Source organism: Streptomyces sp. NRRL S-87 (genome assembly GCF_000719335.1).
Taxonomy (GTDB): domain Bacteria; phylum Actinomycetota; class Actinomycetes; order Streptomycetales; family Streptomycetaceae; genus Streptomyces.
Map to the genome: position 1 here is coordinate 19737 of NZ_JOGB01000080.1, position 22264 is coordinate 42000.

Here is a 22264-nt window from a genome sequence, read left to right on the forward strand (position 1 = left end):
GGATCCGGCGGGTCAGTGGTGCGGCGGGTCAGCGGTCCGAGCAGCCTGGCACCCGGCCGGAGCAGTTGGTGGGCCGGTTGCGCTGGATCTCCCCGCCGGTGAGGCGGACGACGCCGTCCCTGCCGTTGTTGATGCCGCCGCCGCGGCGGGCGGCGCGGTTCTCCAGGACCGAGCTGTGGCGCAGCGTCAGCTCGGCGGTGTCGCGGTCGTTCCCGCCCGCCCGGGCCGCACTCTCCGACCGGCGGTTGTCGAGGGCGCCGCCGTCCCGGCCGGCCTGGTTCTTCGCGAACCGGCTCCGCTCGACCGTGGCCTCGCCCTCGTTGTGGATCGCGCCGCCGTCACGCCCCGCCTTGTTGAACGTGAAGGAGGAGCGGGTGACCCGCAGCGTGCCCCGCTCCTCGTTGTTCACGGCGCCGCCGTCCCGGCCGGCCCAGTTCTCGGTGAACTCGGTGTCCTCGGCGAAGAACGTGCCGAGGTTGTCCACGGCGCCGCCGTCGCCGTCGCGGGCGGCGTCGTTCTCCAGGCGTCCGTGCCGGACGACGAGGGTCCCGCGGTTCTGCACGCCGCCGCCGTTCGCGTCCGCCGCATTGCCCGAGACGGTGGTCCTGAGCAGTGTGAGCGTGCCGGAGGAACTGTTGAAGAGGCCGCCGCCGGCGCCGGGTTCGCCGTTGCGGTCCGAGGCGGTGTTCGTCTGGACGAGGCTGTCGGCCAGGGTGACGTTGCCGCCGTCGTTGGCGAGGCCGCCACCGCGCCCGCGGGCGAGGTTGCCGGCGAGCGTGGTGTCCTCCAGGCGCACGGTGCCCCCGTGCACGGCGATTCCCCCGCCGTCGCCGGCGGTGCTGCCGCCGGCCACGGTGAGGTTCCTGAGCGTGAGGCGGCCGCGCTCCCGCACGTCGAGGATCCGGAACCGGTCGCCCGTACCGGCGCTGCGGATCAGCGTGGCGTCGTGGCCCACCACCGTGAGGTCACCGGTGATGCGCGGAAGAGCGGCGTCGGTGGTGCCGAAGGCCTGGGTGAAGCGGTAGGCGCAGTGCTCCGCGAGGGCAATCGTGCCGCCGCCCGGGTGGCGGTTGACCCGCTGGACGGCGTCGCGCAGCCCGGCGACGTCGCCGCAGCGCACGGTCAGCCGCAGCGGCGCGGCGGCCGCCACCGGCACGGCGGCCGCCACCGGCACGGCGGCCGTCGCCGGCACTGCGGCCGTCGCCGGCACTGCGGCGGTCGCCGACGGGGCCGACAGGGCGAGGCCTGCCGCCACGGCGGAGCCGGCCAGGACGAGGCGCGTCATCATGCGGATTCCTCCTGCTCGTTACCGAGGGGCTCCGCACTGCCGGACAGCCGGACGCACCCGAGGGGACAGGAAGCGTCCTATCGGGTGCGTCGGTGGTGTTTCTCGTATAAGCCGCGCAACTCGGCCGAAACCTATACCGATGGGCTAGGCCGCCCCTACCGGAGAGGCCCGGCCCGGCGGAGGCGGCCCCGGCCGGGGCCGCCGCCCGGATCCGGTCAGCCCGCCAGGCAGGACGGACCCAGCAGCACCTTCAGGTCTCCGAAGAGGGCGGGGTCGGGCTGCACCCGGTGCCGGTCCAACCGCAGCACGGTGGTCGAGCGGGGCCCCTGGAGCTTGATCCGCACCTCGGTGTTGCCCTTGTGGTGCCTGAGGATCTCGCCGAGCCGGGTGACCATGGGCGGGGTGACCTTCAGGGCCGGGATGGTGAGGACCACCGGGGCGTTGGTGCCCGCGGAGGACAGGTCCGGGACCATCAGCTCCATCGCGACCAGCCGGGGCACGTCCTCGCGCTTGTCGAGGCGGCCCTTCACGAACACGACCGCGTCCTCGACCAGCTGGGTGGAGACGAGCTGGTACGTGGCGGGGAAGAACATGCACTCGATGGAGCCGGCCAGGTCCTCGACCGTGGCGATGGCCCAGGCGTTGCCCTGCTTGGTCATCTTGCGCTGGAGACCGGAGATGATGCCGCCGATGGTCACCACGGCACCGTCGGCGTGCTCGCCGCCGGTCAGCTGGGAGATGCCGGCGTCGGTCTTGTCCGACAGCACGTGCTCCAGACCGAAGAGCGGGTGGTCGGAGACGTACAGGCCGAGCATCTCCCGCTCCTGGGCGAGCAGGTAGGCCTTCTCCCACTCCACGTCGGAGAACTCGACGTCCAGGCCGAAGCCGGGCTCGTTGCTCTCCTCGTCGCCCATGCCTCCGAAGAGGTCGAACTGCCCCTCGGCCTCCTTGCGCTTGACCGCCACCACGTTGTCGATCATCGGCTCGTGGTGGGCGACCAGGCCCTTGCGGGTGTGGCCCATCTCGTCGAAGGCGCCGGCCTTGATCAGGGACTCGACGGTGCGCTTGTTGCACACCACGGCCTCGACCTTGTCGAGGAAGTCGGGGAAGGAGGAGTACTTCCCCTTCGACTTGCGGGTCTTGATGATCGAGTCCACCACGTTCTGGCCGACGTTGCGCACCGCGGTGAGGCCGAAGAGGATCACGTCGTCGCCTTGGGCGGCGAAGTTCGACTCGGACTCGTTCACGTTCGGCGGGAGCACCTTGATGCCCATGCGGCGGCACTCGTTCAGGTAGACCGCGGACTTGTCCTTGTCGTCCTTGACCGAGGTGAGCAGGCCCGCCATGTACTCGGCGGGGTGGTTGGCCTTGAGGTAGGCGGTCCAGTAGGAGACGAGGCCGTACGCGGCGGAGTGGGCCTTGTTGAACGCGTAGCCGGCGAACGGCACCAGCACGTCCCAGAGGGCCTGGATGGCCTCGTCGCTGTAGCCGTTCTTGCGGGCGCCGGCCTGGAAGATCGTGAAGTTCTTCGCCAGCTCCTCGGGCTTCTTCTTGCCCATGACGCGACGGAGGATGTCGGCCTCGCCGAGCGAGTAGCCGGCGATGATCTGGGCGGCCTTCTGCACCTGCTCCTGGTAGACGATCAGGCCGTAGGTGACCGCGAGCACCTCTTCGAGCGGGGCTTCCAGCTCGGGGTGGATCGGGGTGATCTCCTGCTGCTTGTTCTTGCGCAGCGCGTAGTTGGTGTGCGAGTTCATGCCCATCGGGCCCGGCCGGTACAGGGCGGACACGGCGGAGATGTCTTCGAAGTTGTCGGGCTTCATCAGGCGCAGCAGCGACCGCATGGGTCCGCCGTCGAACTGGAAGACGCCGAGGGTGTCACCGCGCTGGAGCAGCTCGAAGGTCTTGGGGTCGTCGAGCGGGAGGGCCAGGAGGTCGATGTCGATCCCCTTGTTGGCCTTCACCATCTTGACGGCGTCGTCCATGATCGTGAGGTTGCGCAGGCCGAGGAAGTCCATCTTCAGCAGGCCGAGCGCCTCGCAGCTCGGGTAGTCCCACTGGGTGATGGTCACGCCGTCGGTGTGCCGGACCCAGACCGGTACGTGGTCGGTGATCTTCTCGCTGGACATGATGACGCCGGCGGCGTGCACGCCCATCTGGCGCACCAGGCCCTCGACACCGCGGGCGGTGTCGATGACCTTCTTCACGTCGGGCTCGTTCTCGTACATCGCGCGGATCTCGCCGGCCTCGCTGTACCGGGGGTGCTGCGGGTCGAGGATGCCGGAGAGCGGGATGCCCTTGCCGAGGACGTCCGCGGGCATGGCCTTGGTGAGGCGGTCGCCCATGGCGTACGGGTAACCCAGGACGCGCGCGGAGTCCTTGATGGCGTTCTTGGCCTTGATGGTGCCGTAGGTGCCGATCATGGCGACCTTGTCGGCGCCGTACTTCTCGGTCACGTACCTGATCACCTCGACGCGCCGACGCTCGTCGAAGTCGATGTCGACATCGGGCATGGAGACGCGCTCGGGGTTGAGGAAGCGCTCGAAGATCAGGCCGTGCGGGATGGGGTCGAGGTCGGTGATGCCCATGGCGTAGGCGACGATCGAGCCAGCCGCGGATCCTCGGCCGGGGCCCACCGCGATGCCCTGGTTCTTGGCCCACATGATGAAGTCGGCGACCACGAGGAAGTAGCCCGGGAAGCCCATCGAGATGATCGTGTCCATCTCGTACTCGACCTGCTTCATGCGGTCCTCGGGGATGCCGCCGGGGAAGCGGCGGTGCATGCCCCGCATGGTCTCCTCGCGGAACCACGTGACCTCGGTGTAGCCCTCGGGGATGTCGAACTTCGGCATCAGGTTCCGGAAGGTGAACATGCCCTCGGTGTCGACCTGCTCGGCCACCAGCCGCGTGTTGGCGCAGCCCTCCTGCCAGGCGTCCGAGGAGTCGATGGCGTACATCTCGTCCGTGGACTTCAGGTAGTAGCCGGTGCCGTCGAACTTGAAGCGGTCGGGGTCGGAGAGGTTCTTGCCGGTCTGGATGCAGAGCAGGGCGTCGTGCGCGCCGGCCTCGTGCGCGTACGTGTAGTGGGAGTCGTTGGTGACCAGCGGCGGGATGCCGAGCTTCTTGCCGATCTCCAGGAGACCGTCGCGGACCCGGCGCTCGATCTCGATGCCGTGGTCCATCAGCTCCAGGAAGTAGCGGCCCTCCCCGAAGATGTCCTTGTAGTCCGAAGCCGCCTTGATCGCCTCGTCGAACTGGCCCAGGCGCAGTCGCGTCTGCACCTCGCCCGAGGGGCAGCCGGTGGACGCGATCAGCCCCTCCGACCACTGGGCGATGGTCTCCTTGTCCATCCGGGGCCACTTGGTCAGCCAGCCCTCGGCGTAGGCGTCGGAAGACAGCCGGAACAGGTTGTGGAGGCCGGTGCTGTTCGCCGCCCAGATCGTCTTGTGGGTGTAACCACCGGAACCGGAGACGTCGTCCCGCTTCTGGTGCGGCTGGCCCCACTGGATCCTGCGCTTGTTCCGCCGGGACTCGGGGGCGACGTACGCCTCGATGCCGATGATCGGGGTGATGCCCGCCTTCTGCGCCGAGTGGAAGAAGTCGTACGCCCCGTGCAGGTTGCCGTGGTCGGACATGGCGATGTGCGACATGCCCATTTCATTGCAGGCCGCGAACATGTCCTTGAGCCGCGCGGCACCGTCCAGCAGCGAGTACTGGGTGTGGACGTGCAGGTGCGTGAACGGCGTCTTGGCCACGGCGCGGGACCTCCGGGAAACGGGTCAAAAGGGGCGGTGCACGGCACCCCGGTGACGGGGGGTGGTCGGGTGACGGGCGGGTTGGGGGGACAGCGATGAAGTCTACGTCGACCCGGTGACAGGGGAGGGCGGAGCGCGCGAAGCTCCCACCGGTGTGCCCGCTCCGCACGGTGCGGGCACTCGGAGGTCCGGCCGACCGTTGGAAACCAGGAACACATGTCCGAGCGTCTGCCGGATCGAGCCCTACCAGCCCTTGCACCAGGAGGCATCCCCATGGCGGTCCCCGAGACGACGACCGAGCAGCGCGCCGAGCAGATCCTCGACGTCTTCGACACCGCCTTCGGCGAGCTTCTCGCCGCCGACCCCACCGCCTTCCAGGTCAAGTTCCGGAAGATGGCGGCCTCGGCGTTCGCCTTCTACCGGGGCACGGCCTGCCTCTTCTACGCCGACCTGGAGCACGAGCGGCACGGCGGCCCGTTCGTGGACGAGCGCACGGGACGCGTGTGGATCCACGGCGACCTGCACGCCGAGAACTTCGGCACGTACATGGACGCCAACGGCCGGCTGGTCTTCAACGTCAACGACTTCGACGAGGCCTATGTGGGGCCTTTCACATGGGACCTCAAGCGCTTCGCCGCCTCGGTCGCCCTGATCGGCTACACCAAGGCCCTCAGCGACGAGCAGATCAGCGAGCTGGTGCGGATCTACGCCAACGCCTACCGGGAGCGGATCCACCAGCTGGCCACGGGGACGAAGAGCGACGAGGCGCCTTCGTTCACCCTCGACACGTCCGTGGGCCCGCTGCTGGACGCGCTGCGCGACGCCCGCGCGCGCACCCGTTTCGCGCTGCTGGACTCGATGACGGAGATCCGGGACCACGAGCGGCGCTTCTCCTCCGGCGGCGGCGCCATCGAGCTGGACGCCGCCACCCGCTACAAGGTGCTGGCGGCCTTCGACGGGTACCTGGAGACCCTGCCCGAGTCGAGCCTCGTCCGCCCCGACTCCTACCGCGTCAAGGACGTGGTGGGCCGGCGCGGCGTGGGCATCGGCTCGGCCGGCCTGCCCTCGTACAACATCCTGCTGGAGGGCCACAGCGACGCCCTGGAGAACGACGTCGTGATCTACCTCAAGCAGGCCCAGACCCCGGCGGTCTCGCGGCACGTCACGGACCGCGCGGTGCGCGAGTACTTCCAGCACGAGGGCCACCGCACGGTGATCTCGCAGCGCGCACTGCAGGCGCACGCCGACCCGTGGCTGGGCTGGACCGAGCTCGACGGCGCCGGACAGCTGGTGGCCGAGGTCTCCCCGTACGCGGTGGACCTGGACTGGTCCGACATCGACGACCCGGCGGAGATCGCGGGCGTGGTCGCCGACCTGGGTCGGGCCACGGCGACCATGCACGCCTCCGCGGACGAGGCCGAGAGCGGCCAGTCGCTGGTGCCGTTCTCCACCGAGCGGGCCATCGACGCGGCGATCGCCGCCGACGAGGAGGGCTTCGCGGACCTCCTGGTGGAGTTCGCCCACGTGTACGGCGCCCGGGCCCGGGCCGACCACCAGATCTTCGTGGACCTCTTCCGCAACGGCCGCCTCATCCGCTGACCCGCCGGGACGCCCCCGCCGGGACGCCCCCGCCGGGACGCCCCCGCCAGGACGCCCCGGCCGGGCCGATCCGGCCCGGTCGACGGGGTCCCCCCACCACGGCCCCCTAGTAACGGCCTCCCTCCGTCGCCACGAGCACCTCGCGCAGCCGCGCGGCGTACGCCGCCGGGTGCGTGAGGTTGCCGTTGTGCCCGCCGGGGAACTCCACCGCGTCCGTACCGAGGAGCACGGCGAGCTCCTCGGCGCAGCGGTAGTCGAAGACGGTGCGCGGCGTGGCACGCCCGGTCACGGGCACGATCCGGGGGCCGCCCTCCCGCAGTCCCGCCAGGGCCGCCGTGTCGAGGGTGTCCTCGACGACGGCGGTGAAGTCGCGGGTGATGAAGAAGTCGAAGTCGGCCGTCCGCTCGGCCATGGGCGGCTGCGGGCTCAGCCCGGGCTCGCGGTCCGGGCTCGCCGGGTCGATGCCGAGCACGCGCGCCACCTCCCGGAGCGCGACCCCGAGCCCCTCCCTGCGGTAGAGGTCCGCTATCTCCACGAGCTCCCGCTCGTGGGCCTCCCGCTCCGCGACGGGCAGCAGCCGGGGCGACACCGGCTCGTGCGCCACGAGGACCGAGAGCTGCTCGGGGTGTCGGACCGCCAGGTGCAGGCCGATGGAGGCCCCGAGGCTGAGCCCCAGCATGCGCGCGGGCTCGTCGGTCAGGGCGGCGAGCAGTCGGTGGACGTCGTCCGCGTGCTGCTCCATCGTGACGCCCCGTCCGGGCTCGAGGGCACTGCGGGACAGCCCCCGCCGGTCGTAGGTCACCACCGTGTGGTCCCGGACCAGCCGGTCGACGAGGTCGACGCTGCGCCCCGCTCCCCCTTCTCCGCTCTGGGCGACCAGCAGCAGCGGCCCGTCCCCCCGCACCTCGTAGTACAGCTCGGCCCCCGGCACCGGCAGCACGCCGCTCCGTCGCGCGCCGCCCGACGGCGCCTCCTGCGCTCCCGTCCGCCGCTCTGCACCCGTCCCGGTCGCGATCGCGTGCGCCGTCACCCGCATCTCCATCGTGATCTCCCCCTCCACCACAGGTCGTCCCGAGCCTTTGCCGACCCGGTGCCCTCACCATAACCCATCCATCTCGATGCATCAATAGCGATACATCTGTCGGGATGAATCGCGGGCGATGGATCCATCCCGATGTACCGTGACCCCGTGAGCGACCACCACACCGCCGCCGACCCGGACCCGGCCCCCGCCTCGACCCCCGCCCCCGCCTGGACCCCCGCCCCGACCTCGGACCCGGCCCCCGCCTCGACCTCCGCCCCGACCTCGGACCCGGACCCGGCCATGACCCCGGTCGAGCTCTTCCTCCTCGGCCGGACGCTGATGAAGATCGGCGAGGAGGCCCTCCCCGCGCCCGAGGAGCCCGCCGGGGGCCCCGCCGCGCAGGGCACCCGCGCCGTGCTCATCACCCTCAGCGACGTCACCGCCCACCCCGGCAGCGCGGTCGGCGAGATCTCCCGCCGCACCGGCCTCCCGCAGAGCCAGGTCTCCACGGCGGTCGCGCGCCTGAAGCAGACCGGCTCCGTGGTCACCTCCCCCGACCCGGCCGACGGCCGGCGCCTGCTGGTGCACGTGGCCGAGGCCGTCTCCGAGCGCGTCGCCCGGGTCCGCGCCACCCGCATCGACTCCGCCCTCGCCACCGCGCTCGGCACGGACGACCCCGCCCGCCTCCACGAGGTCACCGAGGCCCTGGCGGTCCTGGCCCGCCACCTCCCGCCCGGCAGCCTGGCCAACCTGCGCCCCTGACCGGAGGCCCGGCACACAGGAACTCATGGCACACTCAGGCGCGATGGACATTTCAGGAGTACGGCTTCGGGCACTGCGGGCGGCGCTGTTCAGCGCCGTCGTCGTCGTGCTCTCGACGGCCACCCACGTCCTGGTGTCCCGCGTCCCGCTGCCCCCGGCCCTCGTCGGGGGCGCGTACGCCGCCGTCTTCGCCATCGCGTTCGCGCTCGCCGGGCGCGAACGCGGCTTCTGGCGCATCGCGGGCCTCCTGGTCCCGCTGGAGCTGGCCGCCGACACCGTCCTGACCTCCGGTCAGGACGTCTGCTACGGCCCGTCCGGCGGCCCGGTCTCCGGCCCGCTCAAGGCCATGGGCCTCGACGTGCTGTGCGGCGGCCCGCCCGTGGGCGCGCCGCTGGCCCGGGTCGCCGGCACCGCGGGCGACCCCGCGGCGCTGCTGGCCTCCCCGGCCCCGGCGACGCCCTGGCTGCTGCTGGCCGCCCACGTCTCGGTGGGCCTGCTGGCCTCCGTGTGGCTGCGCCGCGGCGAGCGGGCCCTGGCCGGCCTGGTCGAGGCCACGGCCGCGGCGGCATTCCGGCCGCTCCGGCTGGCCGTGGCGGCGGCGCGGACAGTGGCGGCCCCGGCGCTGCGCACCGTCCGGGCCGGGCGGTCGCGGGCGGTCGCCCGTACCCGTTTCCCCGCGCACTCCGTGGGCCGGCGGGGGCCGCCCCGCACGGCGCCCTGCGGCGCCTGATCCCACGCGGCACCCCCCATCACCCTTTCCCATCCACGGAGTTCCACCATGAGCAACCGCAACAGCAAGGCGAACAAGGACGCGGCCCGCGAGCGGATGCGCGCCGAGCGCGAGCGCCAGGCGAAGAAGGACAAGGTCCGCCGCCAGATATTCGTCGCCGGGGGCGTGGTCGCGGTCCTCGCCCTCGCCGGCGGCATCGGCTTCGCCGTGATGCAGGCCAACAAGCCCGGCACGTGGGAGGCGGCGAAGGACGCCAAGCTGGTCGCCCCGAAGAACACCGAGGGCACCGACGGCACCACCGTCGTGCTCGGCAAGAAGGACGCCAAGAAGACCCTGGAGCTGTACGAGGACGGCCGCTGCCCCGTCTGCGCCGTGTTCGAGCAGACCGCGGGCGCCCAGATCAAGAAGGACCTCGACGCCGGCAAGTACAAGCTCCGGTACTTCGGCGCCACGTTCCTCGACCGCTCCTTCAGCGGCTCCGGCTCGAAGGAGGCGCTGGCCGCGCTGGGCGCCGCGCTGAACGTCAGCCCGGACGCGTTCCTGGAGTACAAGAGCGCCCTCTACTCCAAGGCGAACCACCCGGAGGAGACGCAGGACAAGTTCGCCAAGACGGACTACCTGCTCAAGATCGCCGACGAGGTGCCGGCGCTGAAGAACAGCGCCGAGTTCAAGAAGGACGTCAACGACGGCACATTCCGCCGCTGGGCGCTGGAGATGTCCGCGGTCTTCGACAAGAGCGGCGTCACCGGTACGCCCACGCTGAAGATGGACGGCAAGAAGATCGAGACCCCGCAGACGGTCGAGGCCTTCAACGCGGCGATCGACAAGGCCCTCAAGGGCTGACCCGCGCGACCCGACATCCGGGAAACGTAGGGGCAAAGGGCGGGCGAACTCTCCGAGTTGGCCCGTCCTTTGTCTGTCCAGAGTCAAATACCAGCCAGTAATATGACCGGCCGTGACCAGTCTTCTCCCTTCTTCTGACGGGGCCACGCGCCGCCGCTCGGTCCTCAAGACCGTCGCCGCCGGCGCCGCCCTCGCCCCGCTCGCGGGAACGGCCGCCCTGGGAACGGCGACCGCCCGTGCGGCCGAGGCCGCCCCCGCCTTCCTGCACGGCGTCGCCTCCGGCGACCCGCTGCCCGACGGGGTCCTGCTCTGGACCCGCGTCACCCCCACCCCCGACGCCGCCCCCGGTTCGGGTCTCGGCCCCGACACGGACGTCTCCTGGGAGGTGGCCGAGGACAGGGGGTTCACCTCCGTCGTGTCCTCCGGGACCGCCACCGCGAGCGCCGCCTCCGACCACACGGTCAAGGCCGACGTCCGCGGCCTGCGCCCGGCCACCGCCTACTGGTTCCGCTTCTCGGCCGGTGGCACGGTCTCCCCCGTCGGCCGTACCCGCACCGCGCCCGCCCACGACGAGCGCGCCTCCGGCGTCCGCTTCGGCGTGGTCTCCTGCGCCAACTGGGAGGCGGGCTATTTCTCCGCCTACCGCCACCTGGCGGCCCGTACCGACCTGGACGCGGTCCTCCACCTCGGCGACTACATCTACGAGTACGCCTCCGGCGGCTACCCCGAGGCCAAGTACGTCGTCCGGGAGCACGAGCCGAAGCACGAGATCACCTCGCTCGCGGACTACCGCACCCGGCACGGCAAGTACAAGACGGACCAGGACCTCCAGGCCCTGCACGCCGCCCACCCGGTCGTGGCGATCTGGGACGACCACGAGTTCGCCAACGACGCCTGGTCCGGCGGCGCGGAGAACCACACCCCGGGCACCGAGGGCGACTGGGCGGCCCGCGTCGCGGCCGCCAAGCAGGCCTACTTCGAGTGGATGCCGGTACGCCCCTCCATCGCCGGCACCACCTACCGCAGGCTGCGCTTCGGCTCGCTGGCCGACCTGCACCTGCTCGACCTGCGCTCGTTCCGCTCGGAGCAGGTCAAGGTGGGCAGCGGCAAGGTCGACGACCCCGAGCGCACCATCACCGGCCGCGCCCAGCTGGACTGGCTGAAGTCCGGCCTGGCCGCCTCGGACGCCACCTGGAAGCTGGTCGGCACCTCGGTGATGATCTCGCCGGTCGCCTTCGGGTCCCTGCCCGCCCACCTGCTGGAGCCGCTCACCGAGCTGCTGGGCCTGCCCGGCGGCGGCCTCGCGGTCAACGTGGACCAGTGGGACGGCTACACGGACGACCGCAAGGAGCTGCTGAACCACCTGACGCAGCGGAACATCACCAACACGGTGTTCCTGACCGGCGACATCCACATGGCCTGGGCGAACGACGTGCCGGTGACCGCCGCGACGTACCCGCTGTCGAAGTCGGCCGCCACCGAGTTCGTGGTCACGTCGGTGACCTCGGACAACATCGACGAGATGCTGCACGTGGCCCCGCAGACCCTGTCGCTGGCCGCTGCCGCCGCCGTCAAGCTGGCCAACCGGCACGTGAAGTGGGTCGACATGGACTCGCACGGCTACGGAGTGCTGGACATCACCGCCCAGCAGTCGCAGATGGACTACTACGTCCTGTCCGACAAGCGCCGTCAGGACGCGACCTCCTCCTGGACGCGCTCGTACCGGACGCTGACCGGCACGCAGAAGGTCGAGCGGGTCTACCAGCCGGTGCGTTGACCGTCACCAGGATCGTCGGCCTGAACTGACGATCCGTCGCATTTTTTCGGCCAGTTGAGGGGTCCGCGCGTTACGCGGACCTCTCAACTTTGTTTCGACAAGAAATCCTTGACGAGACGGTGACATGGACACGTAAGCTTCACGCCATCGTGAGGAGATCCCTCCGTTAACTTTGTTCGCGAGGAGCACACGTGCGCGCTTCTGCCCGCATATCCCCCACTCTGCGCCGACGCATCCTGGGTACCGCCGTACTCGCCGGAGCGCTGGCTCTCTCCCCGCTTTCCGCCCCCACGACCCTCGCCGCCGCCCCCAAGACCGGCGCCGAGAAGTGTGCCGAGGACGCGACGGCCGCCAACGCCCGTGTCGCCAAGCCGAAGACCGGCCAGGCCCACGACCCCAGCGCCATTTCGGACGCCAAGGCCAAGGCCATGGACGCCGACATGAAGGCCAAGCTCGCCAAGATCTCGAAGTCGACGCAGCAGCAGCTGGCCGCGGCGACCGCGACGATCCCGGTCTACTTCCACGTCATCCACAGCGGTACGACGGGCAAGCTGAGCGCGACGTCCATCCAGAACCAGATCAACGTCCTGAACGCCGCCTACGCGGGCCAGGGCACCGGCAACGTCGACTCGGGCTTCCAGTTCCAGCTGGTCAGCACCGACTACACGGACAACGCCACCTGGTACAACGTCAGCGACGGCACCCAGGCCGAGAAGGACATGAAGAACGCCCTGCGCAAGGGCGGCGCCAACGCGCTGAACCTGTACTCGGCCAACCTGGGCGGCGGCCTGCTCGGCTGGGCGACCTTCCCGAGCGACTACACCTCGGCGCCCAAGATGGACGGCGTGGTCCTGCTCGACACCTCGCTGCCGGGCGGCTCGGCCACCAACTACAACGAGGGTGACACCGCCACGCACGAGGTCGGCCACTGGCTGGGCCTTTACCACACCTTCCAGGGCGGCTGCACGGGCAACGGCGACTACGTCTCGGACACCCCGGCCGAGAAGAGCGCCGCCTACCAGTGCCCGACCGGTCGTGACACCTGCGCCAGCAAGGCGGGTGTGGACCCGATCCACAACTTCATGGACTACACCTACGACTCCTGCATGTACCAGTTCACCTCTGGTCAGGTGGCGCGCATGAAGAGCATGTGGACGTCCTACCGCGCCTGAACACCGCGACGCACCGCTGATGCACCGCTGATGCACCGCATCCGGTAGCACCCCGGGAACGGGGGGAGGGCCCGGACCGGCACGATGCCGGTCCGGGCCCTCTCGTCATGACCGCCCGCGGCGGGAGCCAAAGAACCGGCAGCTCAGATGCTCTCCAGGAAGGCCAGCGCCGTCGCCCAGGTGCGCTCGGCGGACTCCTCGTCGTAGTCCGGCAGCTCCGGGTCGGTGTAGAGGTGCCCGGCGCCCGGGTAGCGGTGCACCTCGATGTCCGCGCCGGCCCGCTGCATGCGCAGGTACCAGGCCGTCAGCCAGTCGTGGGTCTCGAACGCGTCCGGGTCCGCCACGTGCAGCTGGACCGGCAGGTCGTCCACGGAAGCGCCCTCGGGCACGTCCGAGGTGCCGTGCAGGAGCAGCAGCCCGCGGGCCTTCTCGTCGCCGAGCGCCAACTGCTGGGCCACCGAGGCGCCCAGCGAGAAGCCCGCGTACACCAGTCCGCGCGCGGAGTGCGGGGCCGCCGCCAGGATCGCCCGCTTCAGGATCTCGTCCCGGCCCAGCTCCTCGTTGAAGGCCATGCCCTCCTCGACGGTGTCGAAGACCCGCCCCTCGAAGAGGTCGGGCACGACCACCTCGTGCCCCGCGGCGCGCAGCCGCTCGGCGGCCGCGTGCACGGCCGGCCGGAGTCCGTATGTCGAGTGGAAGAGCATGATGTTCATGGGGACATCGTGCCAGCCGCCGCCGACAACGGGCCGCCGAAGCGCAGCCGACAGCCGGCTACCGCAGGCTCCTGACGTCCAGGTGCCGCAGCACCCGGTCGACGATCTCCGGATCCGCCCCCGGTTCGCTGCGCGCCGCCAGCACCTCGTGCCGGGCGGCGGACATCATCTCCCGCTGGATGCGCTGCACCGACCGGAGCCGCTCGACCCGCTTCGCGTAGGCCTCCCGCCGCTCCTCGTCGACCATGTCGGGGCTGATGCGCGCGCCCACGTCGTACGCGCGCCGCTGGAGCTGCTCGAGCAGCTCCTCGGGGAGCTCCTCGACCTCCTCGATCTCCTTGAGCCGGCGCCGGGCGGCCCTCGCGGCCCGGACGGCGAGGGTCCGCTCGTACTCCCGCGCCGCGTCGCTGTCGGCCTGCACGCCCAGCTTCCTCACCAGTGCGGGCAGCGTGAGCCCTTGGACGACGAGGGTGGTCATGATGACCGCGAACGCGATGAAGATGATCTCGTCCCGCATCGGGAAGGGCGCTCCGTCGTCGGTCCGCAGCGGGATCGCCAGGGCCAGCGCGACGGAGGCCACCCCGCGCATGCCGGCCCACCACATGATGACGCTCTCGCGCCAGTTGACCGGGATCTCCTCGTCGTAGTCGCGCAGCCGGTTGTGCAGCTTCCTGGCCGCCCAGGCGGCCGGCAGCAGCCACAGCAGCCGTACGCCGATCACGACCGCGACCACGGCGGCGGCCCATCCGGCCATGTCCGCCGCCCGACCGGCCGCCACCCCGAACACCTGGTGCAGCTCCAACCCGATGAGGCCGAAGGCCACGCCGGTGACGAGCGTGTCCACGATCTCCCAGAAGGTGTGGCCGGCCAGCCGGCCGAGCACGTCGTCGGCGTCCGTGGCGTACTCGGCGAGGAAGAGGGCGGTGCTCAGGACGGCGAGTACGCCCGAGCCCTTCAGCTCCTCCGCCACCACGTACGACACGAACGGCACCAGCAGCGTGAGCCCGATCTGCAGGGTGGCGTCGCCGAGCCGGCTCATCAGCCGGTGCGCGAGCCAGCCGAGGGCGAGCCCCACGGCCACGGCGACGACGGCCGAGACCACGAACGCCAGGCCCGCCTCGGCCCAGGAGAATTCGCCGCTGACCGCGGCGGCCACGGCCACGTGGTAGAGCACGATGGCGGTGACGTCGTTGAAGAGCCCCTCGCCCTCCAGGATCGACACCAGTCGGCGCGGCAGCCCCAGCGAGCCCGCGACGGCGGTGGCGGCCACCGGGTCCGGCGGGGCCACCAGCGCGCCGAGCGCGACGGCGGCGGCCAGCGGCAGGCCGGGCACCACGCTGTGGGCCACGGCCCCGACGGCGGCGGTGGTGACGAAGACCAGGGCCACGGCGAGCAGCAGGATGGGCCGGACGTTGGCGGCGAACTGCCGCCAGGAGGTCCGCTGCACGGAGGCGTACAGCAGGGGCGGCAGCACCAGGGGGAGGATGTAGTCGGGCTGGACTTCGACGTTCGGCACGAACGGCACGAGCGCGAGCGCGACCCCGCCGAGGGTCATCAGCACCGGGGCGGGCAGGCCCAGCCGGTCGCCGAGCGGCACGGTCACGATCGCCCCGAGGAGCAGGACGAAGAGGAGCGCGAGCTGGTCCACTCCCCCAGCCTCGCAGCCGCCCCGGCCGAACGTGCTCATTGCCCCGCACCCGCGGCGGGCGCCGGACTAGCGCAGCGGGCGCCGCATCGACCGGTGCGGGATGCCGGCCTCGTCGACCCGCAGCTGGAAGGGCGGGGCCGCGACGGGGGCGGTCACTCGCTCTCCGCGCGGATCACGTCCAGCGCGTGCTGCAGGTCGGCCGGGTAGGTGCTGGCGAACTCCACCCACTGGCCGTCGGCCGGGTGCTCGAAGCCGAGGCGCACGGCGTGCAGCCACTGGCGGGTGAGCTTCAGCCGCTTGGCGATGGTGGGGTCGGCGCCGTAGGTGAGGTCGCCGACGCACGGGTGCCGGTGGGCGGACATGTGCACGCGGATCTGGTGCGTGCGGCCCGTCTCGAGCTTGATGTCGAGCAGCGAGGCGGAGCGGAAGGCCTCGATGAGGTCGTAGTGGGTGACCGAGGCCTTGCCGTCGGAGGTCACGGCCCACTTGTAGTCGGCGCTGGGGTGGCGGCCGATGGGCGCGTCGATGGTGCCGCTCATCGGGTCCGGGTGGCCCTGGACGAGCGTGTGGTAGCGCTTGTCCACGACGCGCTCGCGGAACTGGTTCTTGAGGGAGGTGTACGCCCGCTCGGACTTGGCCACGACCATCAGGCCGGAGGTGCCGACGTCGAGGCGGTGCACGATGCCCTGGCGCTCGGCGGCACCGGAGGTGGAGATCCGGTAGCCGGCCGCGGCCAGGCCGCCGATGACGGTGGTGCCGGTCCAGCCGGGGCTGGGGTGCGCGGCCACGCCGACCGGCTTCATGATCACGACGATGTCGTCGTCGTCGTGGACGATCTCCATGCCCTCGACGGGCTCGGCGACGATCTCGACGGGGCGCGGCGGGGCGGGCATCTCGACCTCGAGCCAGGCGCCGCCGCTGACGCGCTCGGACTTCCCGACGACGTTGCCGTCGACCGACACCTTGCCGGCGGCGGCCAGCTCGGCCGCCTTGGTCCGGGAGAAGCCGAACATGCGGGCGATCGCGGCGTCGACGCGCTCGCCTTCGAGGCCATCGGGGACGGGCAGGGTACGGATCTCGGGAATCGTGCTCACCCGTCGAGTATGCCGGACGCGGCCGACCCGCCCGACCGCGCGGAAGCCGGGCTCAGTCCTTGTGGACGGTGCCGTCCGGGTCGATGCCCCGGAAGGACAGCAGCACGATCAGGATGCCGCCGCACACGATCGCGGAGTCGGCCAGGTTGAAGACCGCGAAGTGGGTGGGGGCGATGAAGTCCACCACCGCGCCGCGGAACACGCCCGGCGAGCGGAAGATCCGGTCGGTGAGGTTGCCCAGCGCGCCGCCCAGCAGGCCGCCCAGCGCGATCGCCCAGGGCAGGCTGTAGAGCTTCCGGGAGATCCGGACGATGACGACGATGACGGTCGCGGCGATGAGCGTGAAGATGATCGTGAAGGCCTCGCCGAAGCCGAAGGCGGCTCCCGGGTTGCGCACCGCCTCGAACTTCAGCAGGTCGCCGATGATCTCGATCGGCGCGTGGTGCTCCAGCCTGGCGACCACGAGCATCTTGCTGCCGAGGTCGAGCAGGTAGACGAGCACGGCGACCACGAGCAGCGCGAGGATCCGGCGCCGCCCCTTGGGCTGCGCGGCCTCCGGCTCGGCCCGACCAACATCTGGCGTACCGATGACGCCCTCCGCCTCTGCCACGTGAATCCCTCGAATGTAGGTGCCACGGGGGCGCCCTGCCACGAGCTGCCCGACCAGAACACGAGGGTACGTCACACCGGCGGCGCGCCCGTGGCCCCGGGGGCGCCGCCGGTGCGACCTGCAGGGGCGGTTCCTCAGTGGCGGCGCTCCTGCTTCTGCTTGCACTCCACGCACAGGGTGGCGCGGGGGAAGGCCTGCATGCGGGCCTTGCCGATGGCGTTGCCGCAGTTCTCGCAGATGCCGTAGGTGCCGTCGTCGAGCCGTTCGAGGGCGTGCTCGGTCTGCTCCAGCATCTCGCGGGCGTTCGCGGCGAGGGAGAGCTCGTGTTCGCGCGTGATGTTCTTCGCACCCGTGTCGGCCTGGTCGTCGCCGGCTCCGTCACCGGAGTCGCGCATCATGCCGGTGATGGCCTCCTCCGAGTGGTGCAGCTCGGCCCGGAGCCGGTCGGCCTCGTCCGTCAGCAGCGTGCGTGCCTCAGCCACCTCGGCGGGGGTCCACGGCTCCTCGCCGGGGCGGACCGCCAGCTCACCGGGCGCCGCGACCGCGCGGGTCTTGGGGAGCCCGCTGGTGGCCGCGGCGGCGCTCGCCCTGGCCGTCGAGGTCCTGCCCTTGCCGCTGCCGCTGGTCTTCTTGGCAACCACTGTCCCGGCTCCCGTCTCTTCCGCGGCCTGGGCCGCCCCCTGGGCCCCGGCGCGTGCGGCCGGGGCGTGCTCGTGCTTCGCCTTCTTCGCGGCGGCCTTCTTGGCCGGCGCCGTCGCGGCGGCCTTCTCGACGGCCGCCTTCCTGGTGGCCGGCTTCGCGGCCGCCTTCCCGACCGCCGTCTTCGCGGTGGTGGTCTTCGCGGTGGTGGTCTTCGTGGCGGCCCTCTTCGCTGTGGTGGTCCTCGCGGCCGCGGCCTTTCCGGTGGCCTTGACGGCGGTGGTCCTGGTGGTGGCGGTGGTCTTGGCGGTCGAGGTCTTGGTGGTCGAGGTCTTGGTGGGCGAGGTCTTGGTGGCGGCGGACTTGGCAGTCGCGGTCCTGGTGGCGGCGGACTTGGCAGTCGCGGTCCTGGTGGCGGCGGTCTTCGGGCTGGCCTTCGTCGCGGTCTTCGCCGTGCTCTTCGTCGCGGTGGTCCTCGCGGCGGTCCCGCCGCCCACCGCGGTCTTCTTCGCCCCGTCCGCCCTCTTGGGCACGGCCTTCCCGGCCGCCGCCCCGGCAGCCGTGGCCGCCGCCTTCTTCCCGGCGGACGCCGTCTTCTTCGCCACCATGGCCGCGGCCCCTTCACATATTGTGATCTTGCGCGCGCATCGTGCTGGGACGATAAATCGCCCCAAACCCCACGGCAACGGGGCACGCGTCCTCCGAGGCCAACCTGCATCCGTTGTGCCCCGCTCAGCCCCCGGTAATCCGCCCTTCGCGACCCCGCGGCCCCGCTACCGGCGCGTAGGCCCATCCGGGTCATGCCGGCGCCGCCCCCGGACCCCCCGCGAAACCGGTCTGCCGAGCCGCCCCCCGGCCCGTACACTGGGCCCAGCGAAAGGCATGGATGGGGACGAGTAGCGTCGTACGCAGCCAGGAGCGACCCGGGGACGGTGCGAGCCCGGGGGCGAGCGCGACGTGAAGGATCACCCCGGAGCCGCCGGAAGAACGCCCGGGCCGCACGGCCCGGGTCAGTAGAACCGGCTCGCGCCCCTAATGAGGGGGCCACCGGCAGTGCGCCCGGCGGCCAAGGAGGGTGGTACCGCGGGAGCCGCGCCGGATCGGCGGCCTCTCGTCCCTCCGACGGAAGTGACAAGCCGTTGGAGGAAGAGCCAGCCTCATGAGCACACCGCCGCAGTACCGCCCGGTACCCGCCCAGGTCGACCTGCCCGCCCTCGAGCACGCAGTCCTGGAGTTCTGGCAGGACAACAAGACGTTCGCCAAGACCCTCGCCCAGTCCGAGGGCCGCCCCGAGTGGGTCTTCTACGAGGGGCCGCCGACCGCGAACGGCATGCCCGGCGCGCACCACATCGAGGCCCGCGTCTTCAAGGACGTCTTCCCCCGCTTCCGCACCATGCGCGGCTACCACGTGGCCCGCAAGGCCGGCTGGGACTGCCACGGCCTGCCGGTCGAGCTCGCCGTCGAGAAGGAGCTCGGCTTCAACGGCAAGCAGGACATCGAGGCGTACGGCATCGCCGAGTTCAACGCCAAGTGCCGCGAGTCGGTGACCCGCCACACCGACGCCTTCGCCGAGCTCACCACCCGCATGGGCTACTGGGTCGACCTCGACGACGCCTACCGGACCATGGACCCCGAGTACGTCGAGTCCGTGTGGTGGTCGCTCAAGGAGATCTTCAACAAGGGCCTGCTGGTCCAGGACCACCGCGTCGCCCCCTGGTGCCCGCGCTGCGGCACCGGCCTGTCCGACCACGAGCTGGCCCAGGGCTACGAGACGGTCGTCGACCCGTCCGTCTTCGTGCGCTTCCCGCTGACCTCCGGCCCGCTCGCGGGCGAGGCGGCGCTGCTGGTGTGGACGACCACCCCGTGGACCCTGGTGTCCAACACCGCGGTCGCCGCCCACCCCGACGTCACGTACGTCGTCGCCACGAACGGCACCGAGAAGCTGGTCGTCGCCCAGCCGCTGCTGGAGAAGGCGCTCGGCGAGGGCTGGGAGGCCACCGGCGAGACCTTCACCGGCAAGGACATGGAGCGCTGGACCTACCGGCGCCCGTTCGAGCTGGTGCCCTTCGACGCCCCGGCCCACTTCGTCGTGAACGCCGAGTACGTCACCACCGAGGACGGTACGGGTCTGGTCCACCAGGCCCCGGCCTTCGGCGCCGACGACCTCGCGGTCTGCCGCGCGTACGGCCTGCCGGTCGTGAACCCGGTCCGCCCCGACGGCACCTTCGCCGAGGACGTCCCGCTGGTCGGCGGCGTCTTCTTCAAGAAGGCCGACGAGCAGCTCACCGCCGACCTCGACGCCCGCGGCCTGCTCTTCAAGCACATCGCGTACGAGCACAGCTACCCGCACTGCTGGCGCTGCCACACCGCGCTGCTCTACTACGCGCAGCCGTCCTGGTACATCCGCACCACCGCGGTCAAGGACGCGATGCTGCGGGAGAACGAGAAGACCAACTGGTTCCCCGAGTCGGTCAAGCAGGGCCGCTTCGGCGACTGGCTGAACAACAACATCGACTGGGCGCTCTCCCGCAACCGCTACTGGGGCACCCCGCTGCCGATCTGGCGCTGCGAGGAGGGCCACCTCACCTGCGTCGGCTCGCGCGCGGAGCTGTCGGAGCTGTCCGGCACCGACCACTCCGGCCTGGACCCGCACCGGCCGTTCATCGACGACGTGACCTTCACCTGCACCGCGGAGGGCTGCGACCGCACCGCCGTCCGCGTGCCCGAGGTCATCGACGCCTGGTACGACTCGGGCTCGATGCCGTTCGCGCAGTACGGCTACCCGTACAAGAACAAGGAGCTCTTCGAGAAGCGCTACCCGGCGCAGTTCATCTCGGAGGCGATCGACCAGACCCGCGGGTGGTTCTACACCCTGATGGCGGTCGGCACGCTGGTCTTCGACAAGTCCTCGTACGAGAACGTGGTCTGCCTGGGCCACATCCTCGCCGAGGACGGCCGCAAGATGTCCAAGCACCTGGGCAACATCCTGCAGCCGATCCCGCTCATGGACCAGCACGGCGCCGACGCCGTGCGCTGGTTCATGGCGGCCGGCGGCTCCCCGTGGGCGGCCCGCCGCGTCGGCCACGGCACCATCCAGGAGGTCGTCCGCAAGACGCTCCTCACGTACTGGAACACGGTGGCCTTCCAGGCCCTCTACGCCCGTACGTCGCAGTGGGCGCCGTCCGCCGCCGACCCGGCGCCGGCCGACCGCACGGTCCTCGACCGCTGGCTGCTGTCCGAGCTGAACGCGCTGGTCGGTGACGTCACCGAGGCGATGGAGGCGTACGACACCCAGCGCGCCGGCAAGCTGCTGTCCGCTTTCGTCGACGACCTGTCGAACTGGTACGTGCGCCGCTCGCGCCGCCGGTTCTGGCAGGGCGACAAGGCCGCGCTGCGGACCCTGCACGAGGTCGTGGAGACCGTCACGCGCCTGCTGGCCCCGCTGACGCCGTTCATCACCGAGCGGGTCTGGCAGGACATGGTCGTCCCGGTCACCCCGGAGGCCCCCGAGTCCGTGCACCTGTCGACCTGGCCGGAGCGGGACGCGTCCCTGGTGGACCCGGCCCTGTCCCAGCAGATGGTCCTGGTACGCCGCCTCGTCGAGCTGGGCCGCGCCACGCGCGCCGAGTCGGGCGTCAAGACCCGCCAGCCGCTCTCCCGCGCCCTGATCGGCGCCACGGGCTTCGACGCCCTGTCGGCGGAGCTCCAGGCGCAGATCACGGAGGAGCTGAACGTCTCCTCCCTGGCCTCCCTGTCCGAGGTCGGCGGCTCGCTGGTGGACACCACCGCCAAGGCGAACTTCCGCGCCCTCGGCAAGCGCTTCGGCAAGGGCGTGCAGGACGTCGCCAAGGCCGTTGCCGCCGCCGACGCGGCCGCGCTTTCCCTGGCCCTGCGGTCGGGCACGGCGACGGTGGAGGTCAACGGCGAGCCGGTGGACCTCTCCCCCGAGGAGGTCATCATCACGGAGACCCCGCGCGAGGGCTGGTCCGTGGCCTCGGACTCCGGCGCGACGGTCGCCCTGGACCTGGAGATCACCCCGGAGCTGCGGCTGGCGGGCCTCGCCCGCGACGCGATCCGGCTGATCCAGGAGGCCCGCAAGAACTCCGGTCTCGACGTGGCGGACCGCATCGCACTGCGGTGGTCCTCCTCCGACGCCGAGGTCACCACGGCCCTCACGGACCACGCAGCGCTGATCGCCGACGAGGTCCTCGCCACGGACTTCGCCTCCGGCGACGCGGACGGCTCCTACGGCGACCCGTTCACCGACGAGTCCCTCGGCCTGACCTTCCGCCTCCGCAAGGCGTAAGGCCCCCGGCCCCCGGCCCCTGGTCTCCGGCTTCCGGCCACTGGCCCCGAAGCGGCGCCCACCCCCACACGGGGCGGGCGCCGCTTCCGCATTTCCCCCACCCCGCCCCTTCCCGAATCCGGGGCTCCGCCCCGGACCCCGCGCCTCAAACGCCGGCGAGGCTGGATCTACCGCCCCGACCCGGGTCGCGATGTGCACGGGAGTCGGCCGTCCCGTGGTGTGTGGGGGAGGCGCTTGACAGGGGTGGCAGGCTGGACCGGAGGCAGGCCCGGGCCAGGGGTGGCCGCAGGCCAGGGCGAAGCCC

General features: G+C 71.4%; 15 protein-coding genes. 7 read left to right on the forward strand and 8 right to left on the reverse strand.

The window, feature by feature from the left end; all coding sequences use genetic code 11:
* Positions 1–28 precede the first annotated feature (28 nt).
* Positions 29–1288: a hypothetical protein gene (locus tag IF43_RS0132655; protein WP_030209431.1), complete on the reverse strand. Its 1260-nt coding sequence runs from the start codon at positions 1286–1288 to the stop codon at positions 29–31.
* Between the two features lie 215 nt (positions 1289–1503).
* Positions 1504–5043, reverse strand: coding sequence for a DNA polymerase III subunit alpha (dnaE, locus tag IF43_RS0132660; protein ID WP_030209442.1), 3540 nt, complete (start codon positions 5041–5043; stop codon positions 1504–1506).
* Between the two features lie 273 nt (positions 5044–5316).
* Here dnaE and IF43_RS0132665 point away from each other — a divergent pair, with 273 nt between their 5' ends.
* On the forward strand, positions 5317–6642 hold the full coding sequence (locus tag IF43_RS0132665; protein WP_030209450.1) for a DUF2252 domain-containing protein: 1326 nt from the start codon (positions 5317–5319) through the stop codon (positions 6640–6642).
* Positions 6643–6748: 106 nt separating this feature from the next.
* On the opposite strand, the gene IF43_RS0132670 is transcribed toward IF43_RS0132665, so the two are convergent.
* Positions 6749–7684: an alpha/beta fold hydrolase gene (locus IF43_RS0132670; protein ID WP_078910637.1), complete on the reverse strand. Its 936-nt coding sequence runs from the start codon at positions 7682–7684 to the stop codon at positions 6749–6751.
* 282 nt (positions 7685–7966) lie between these two features.
* Here IF43_RS0132670 and IF43_RS0132675 point away from each other — a divergent pair, with 282 nt between their 5' ends.
* The 5 genes from IF43_RS0132675 (at position 7967) to IF43_RS0132695 (ending at position 12950) form a co-directional block, all read left to right on the forward strand.
* Entirely contained in the window at positions 7967–8428 is a 462-nt protein-coding gene (locus tag IF43_RS0132675) for a helix-turn-helix domain-containing protein (RefSeq protein ID WP_030209452.1), read from the forward strand.
* A 43-nt stretch (positions 8429–8471) separates the two neighbouring features.
* Positions 8472–9158 (forward strand): hypothetical protein, encoded by a 687-nt coding sequence (locus IF43_RS0132680; protein WP_030209453.1) that lies wholly within the window; start codon positions 8472–8474, stop codon positions 9156–9158.
* 48 nt (positions 9159–9206) lie between these two features.
* Entirely contained in the window at positions 9207–10001 is a 795-nt protein-coding gene (locus IF43_RS0132685) for a thioredoxin domain-containing protein (RefSeq protein ID WP_030209454.1), read from the forward strand.
* Between the two features lie 112 nt (positions 10002–10113).
* Positions 10114–11778 carry an alkaline phosphatase gene (locus tag IF43_RS0132690; RefSeq protein WP_030209455.1) on the forward strand — a complete coding sequence of 555 codons (1665 nt, stop codon included), beginning with the start codon at positions 10114–10116 and terminating at the stop codon, positions 11776–11778.
* Positions 11779–11969: 191 nt separating this feature from the next.
* On the forward strand, positions 11970–12950 hold the full coding sequence (locus IF43_RS0132695; RefSeq protein WP_051796643.1) for a zinc metalloprotease: 981 nt from the start codon (positions 11970–11972) through the stop codon (positions 12948–12950).
* 143 nt (positions 12951–13093) lie between these two features.
* Here the strand turns inward: IF43_RS0132695 and IF43_RS0132700 are convergent, their stop codons facing one another.
* The 5 genes from IF43_RS0132700 to IF43_RS0132725 form a co-directional block, all read right to left on the reverse strand.
* A complete protein-coding gene (locus tag IF43_RS0132700) occupies positions 13094–13663 on the reverse strand; it encodes a dienelactone hydrolase family protein (RefSeq protein WP_030209462.1) in 570 nt (189 codons plus the stop codon).
* Positions 13664–13721: 58 nt separating this feature from the next.
* Positions 13722–15311 (reverse strand): Na+/H+ antiporter, encoded by a 1590-nt coding sequence (locus IF43_RS0132705; protein WP_030209465.1) that lies wholly within the window; start codon positions 15309–15311, stop codon positions 13722–13724.
* A 152-nt stretch (positions 15312–15463) separates the two neighbouring features.
* Complete coding sequence (locus tag IF43_RS0132715) at positions 15464–16405, reverse strand: RluA family pseudouridine synthase (RefSeq protein WP_030209468.1); 942 nt, start codon at positions 16403–16405, stop codon at positions 15464–15466.
* Between the two features lie 52 nt (positions 16406–16457).
* A complete protein-coding gene (lspA, locus tag IF43_RS0132720; protein WP_030209469.1) occupies positions 16458–17015 on the reverse strand; it encodes a signal peptidase II in 558 nt (185 codons plus the stop codon).
* 134 nt (positions 17016–17149) lie between these two features.
* Complete coding sequence (locus IF43_RS0132725) at positions 17150–18262, reverse strand: TraR/DksA family transcriptional regulator (protein ID WP_030209472.1); 1113 nt, start codon at positions 18260–18262, stop codon at positions 17150–17152.
* Positions 18263–18813: 551 nt separating this feature from the next.
* Here IF43_RS0132725 and ileS point away from each other — a divergent pair.
* A complete protein-coding gene (gene ileS, locus IF43_RS0132730) occupies positions 18814–21960 on the forward strand; it encodes an isoleucine--tRNA ligase (RefSeq protein WP_030209474.1) in 3147 nt (1048 codons plus the stop codon).
* The last annotated feature ends 304 nt before the right edge of the window (positions 21961–22264 follow it).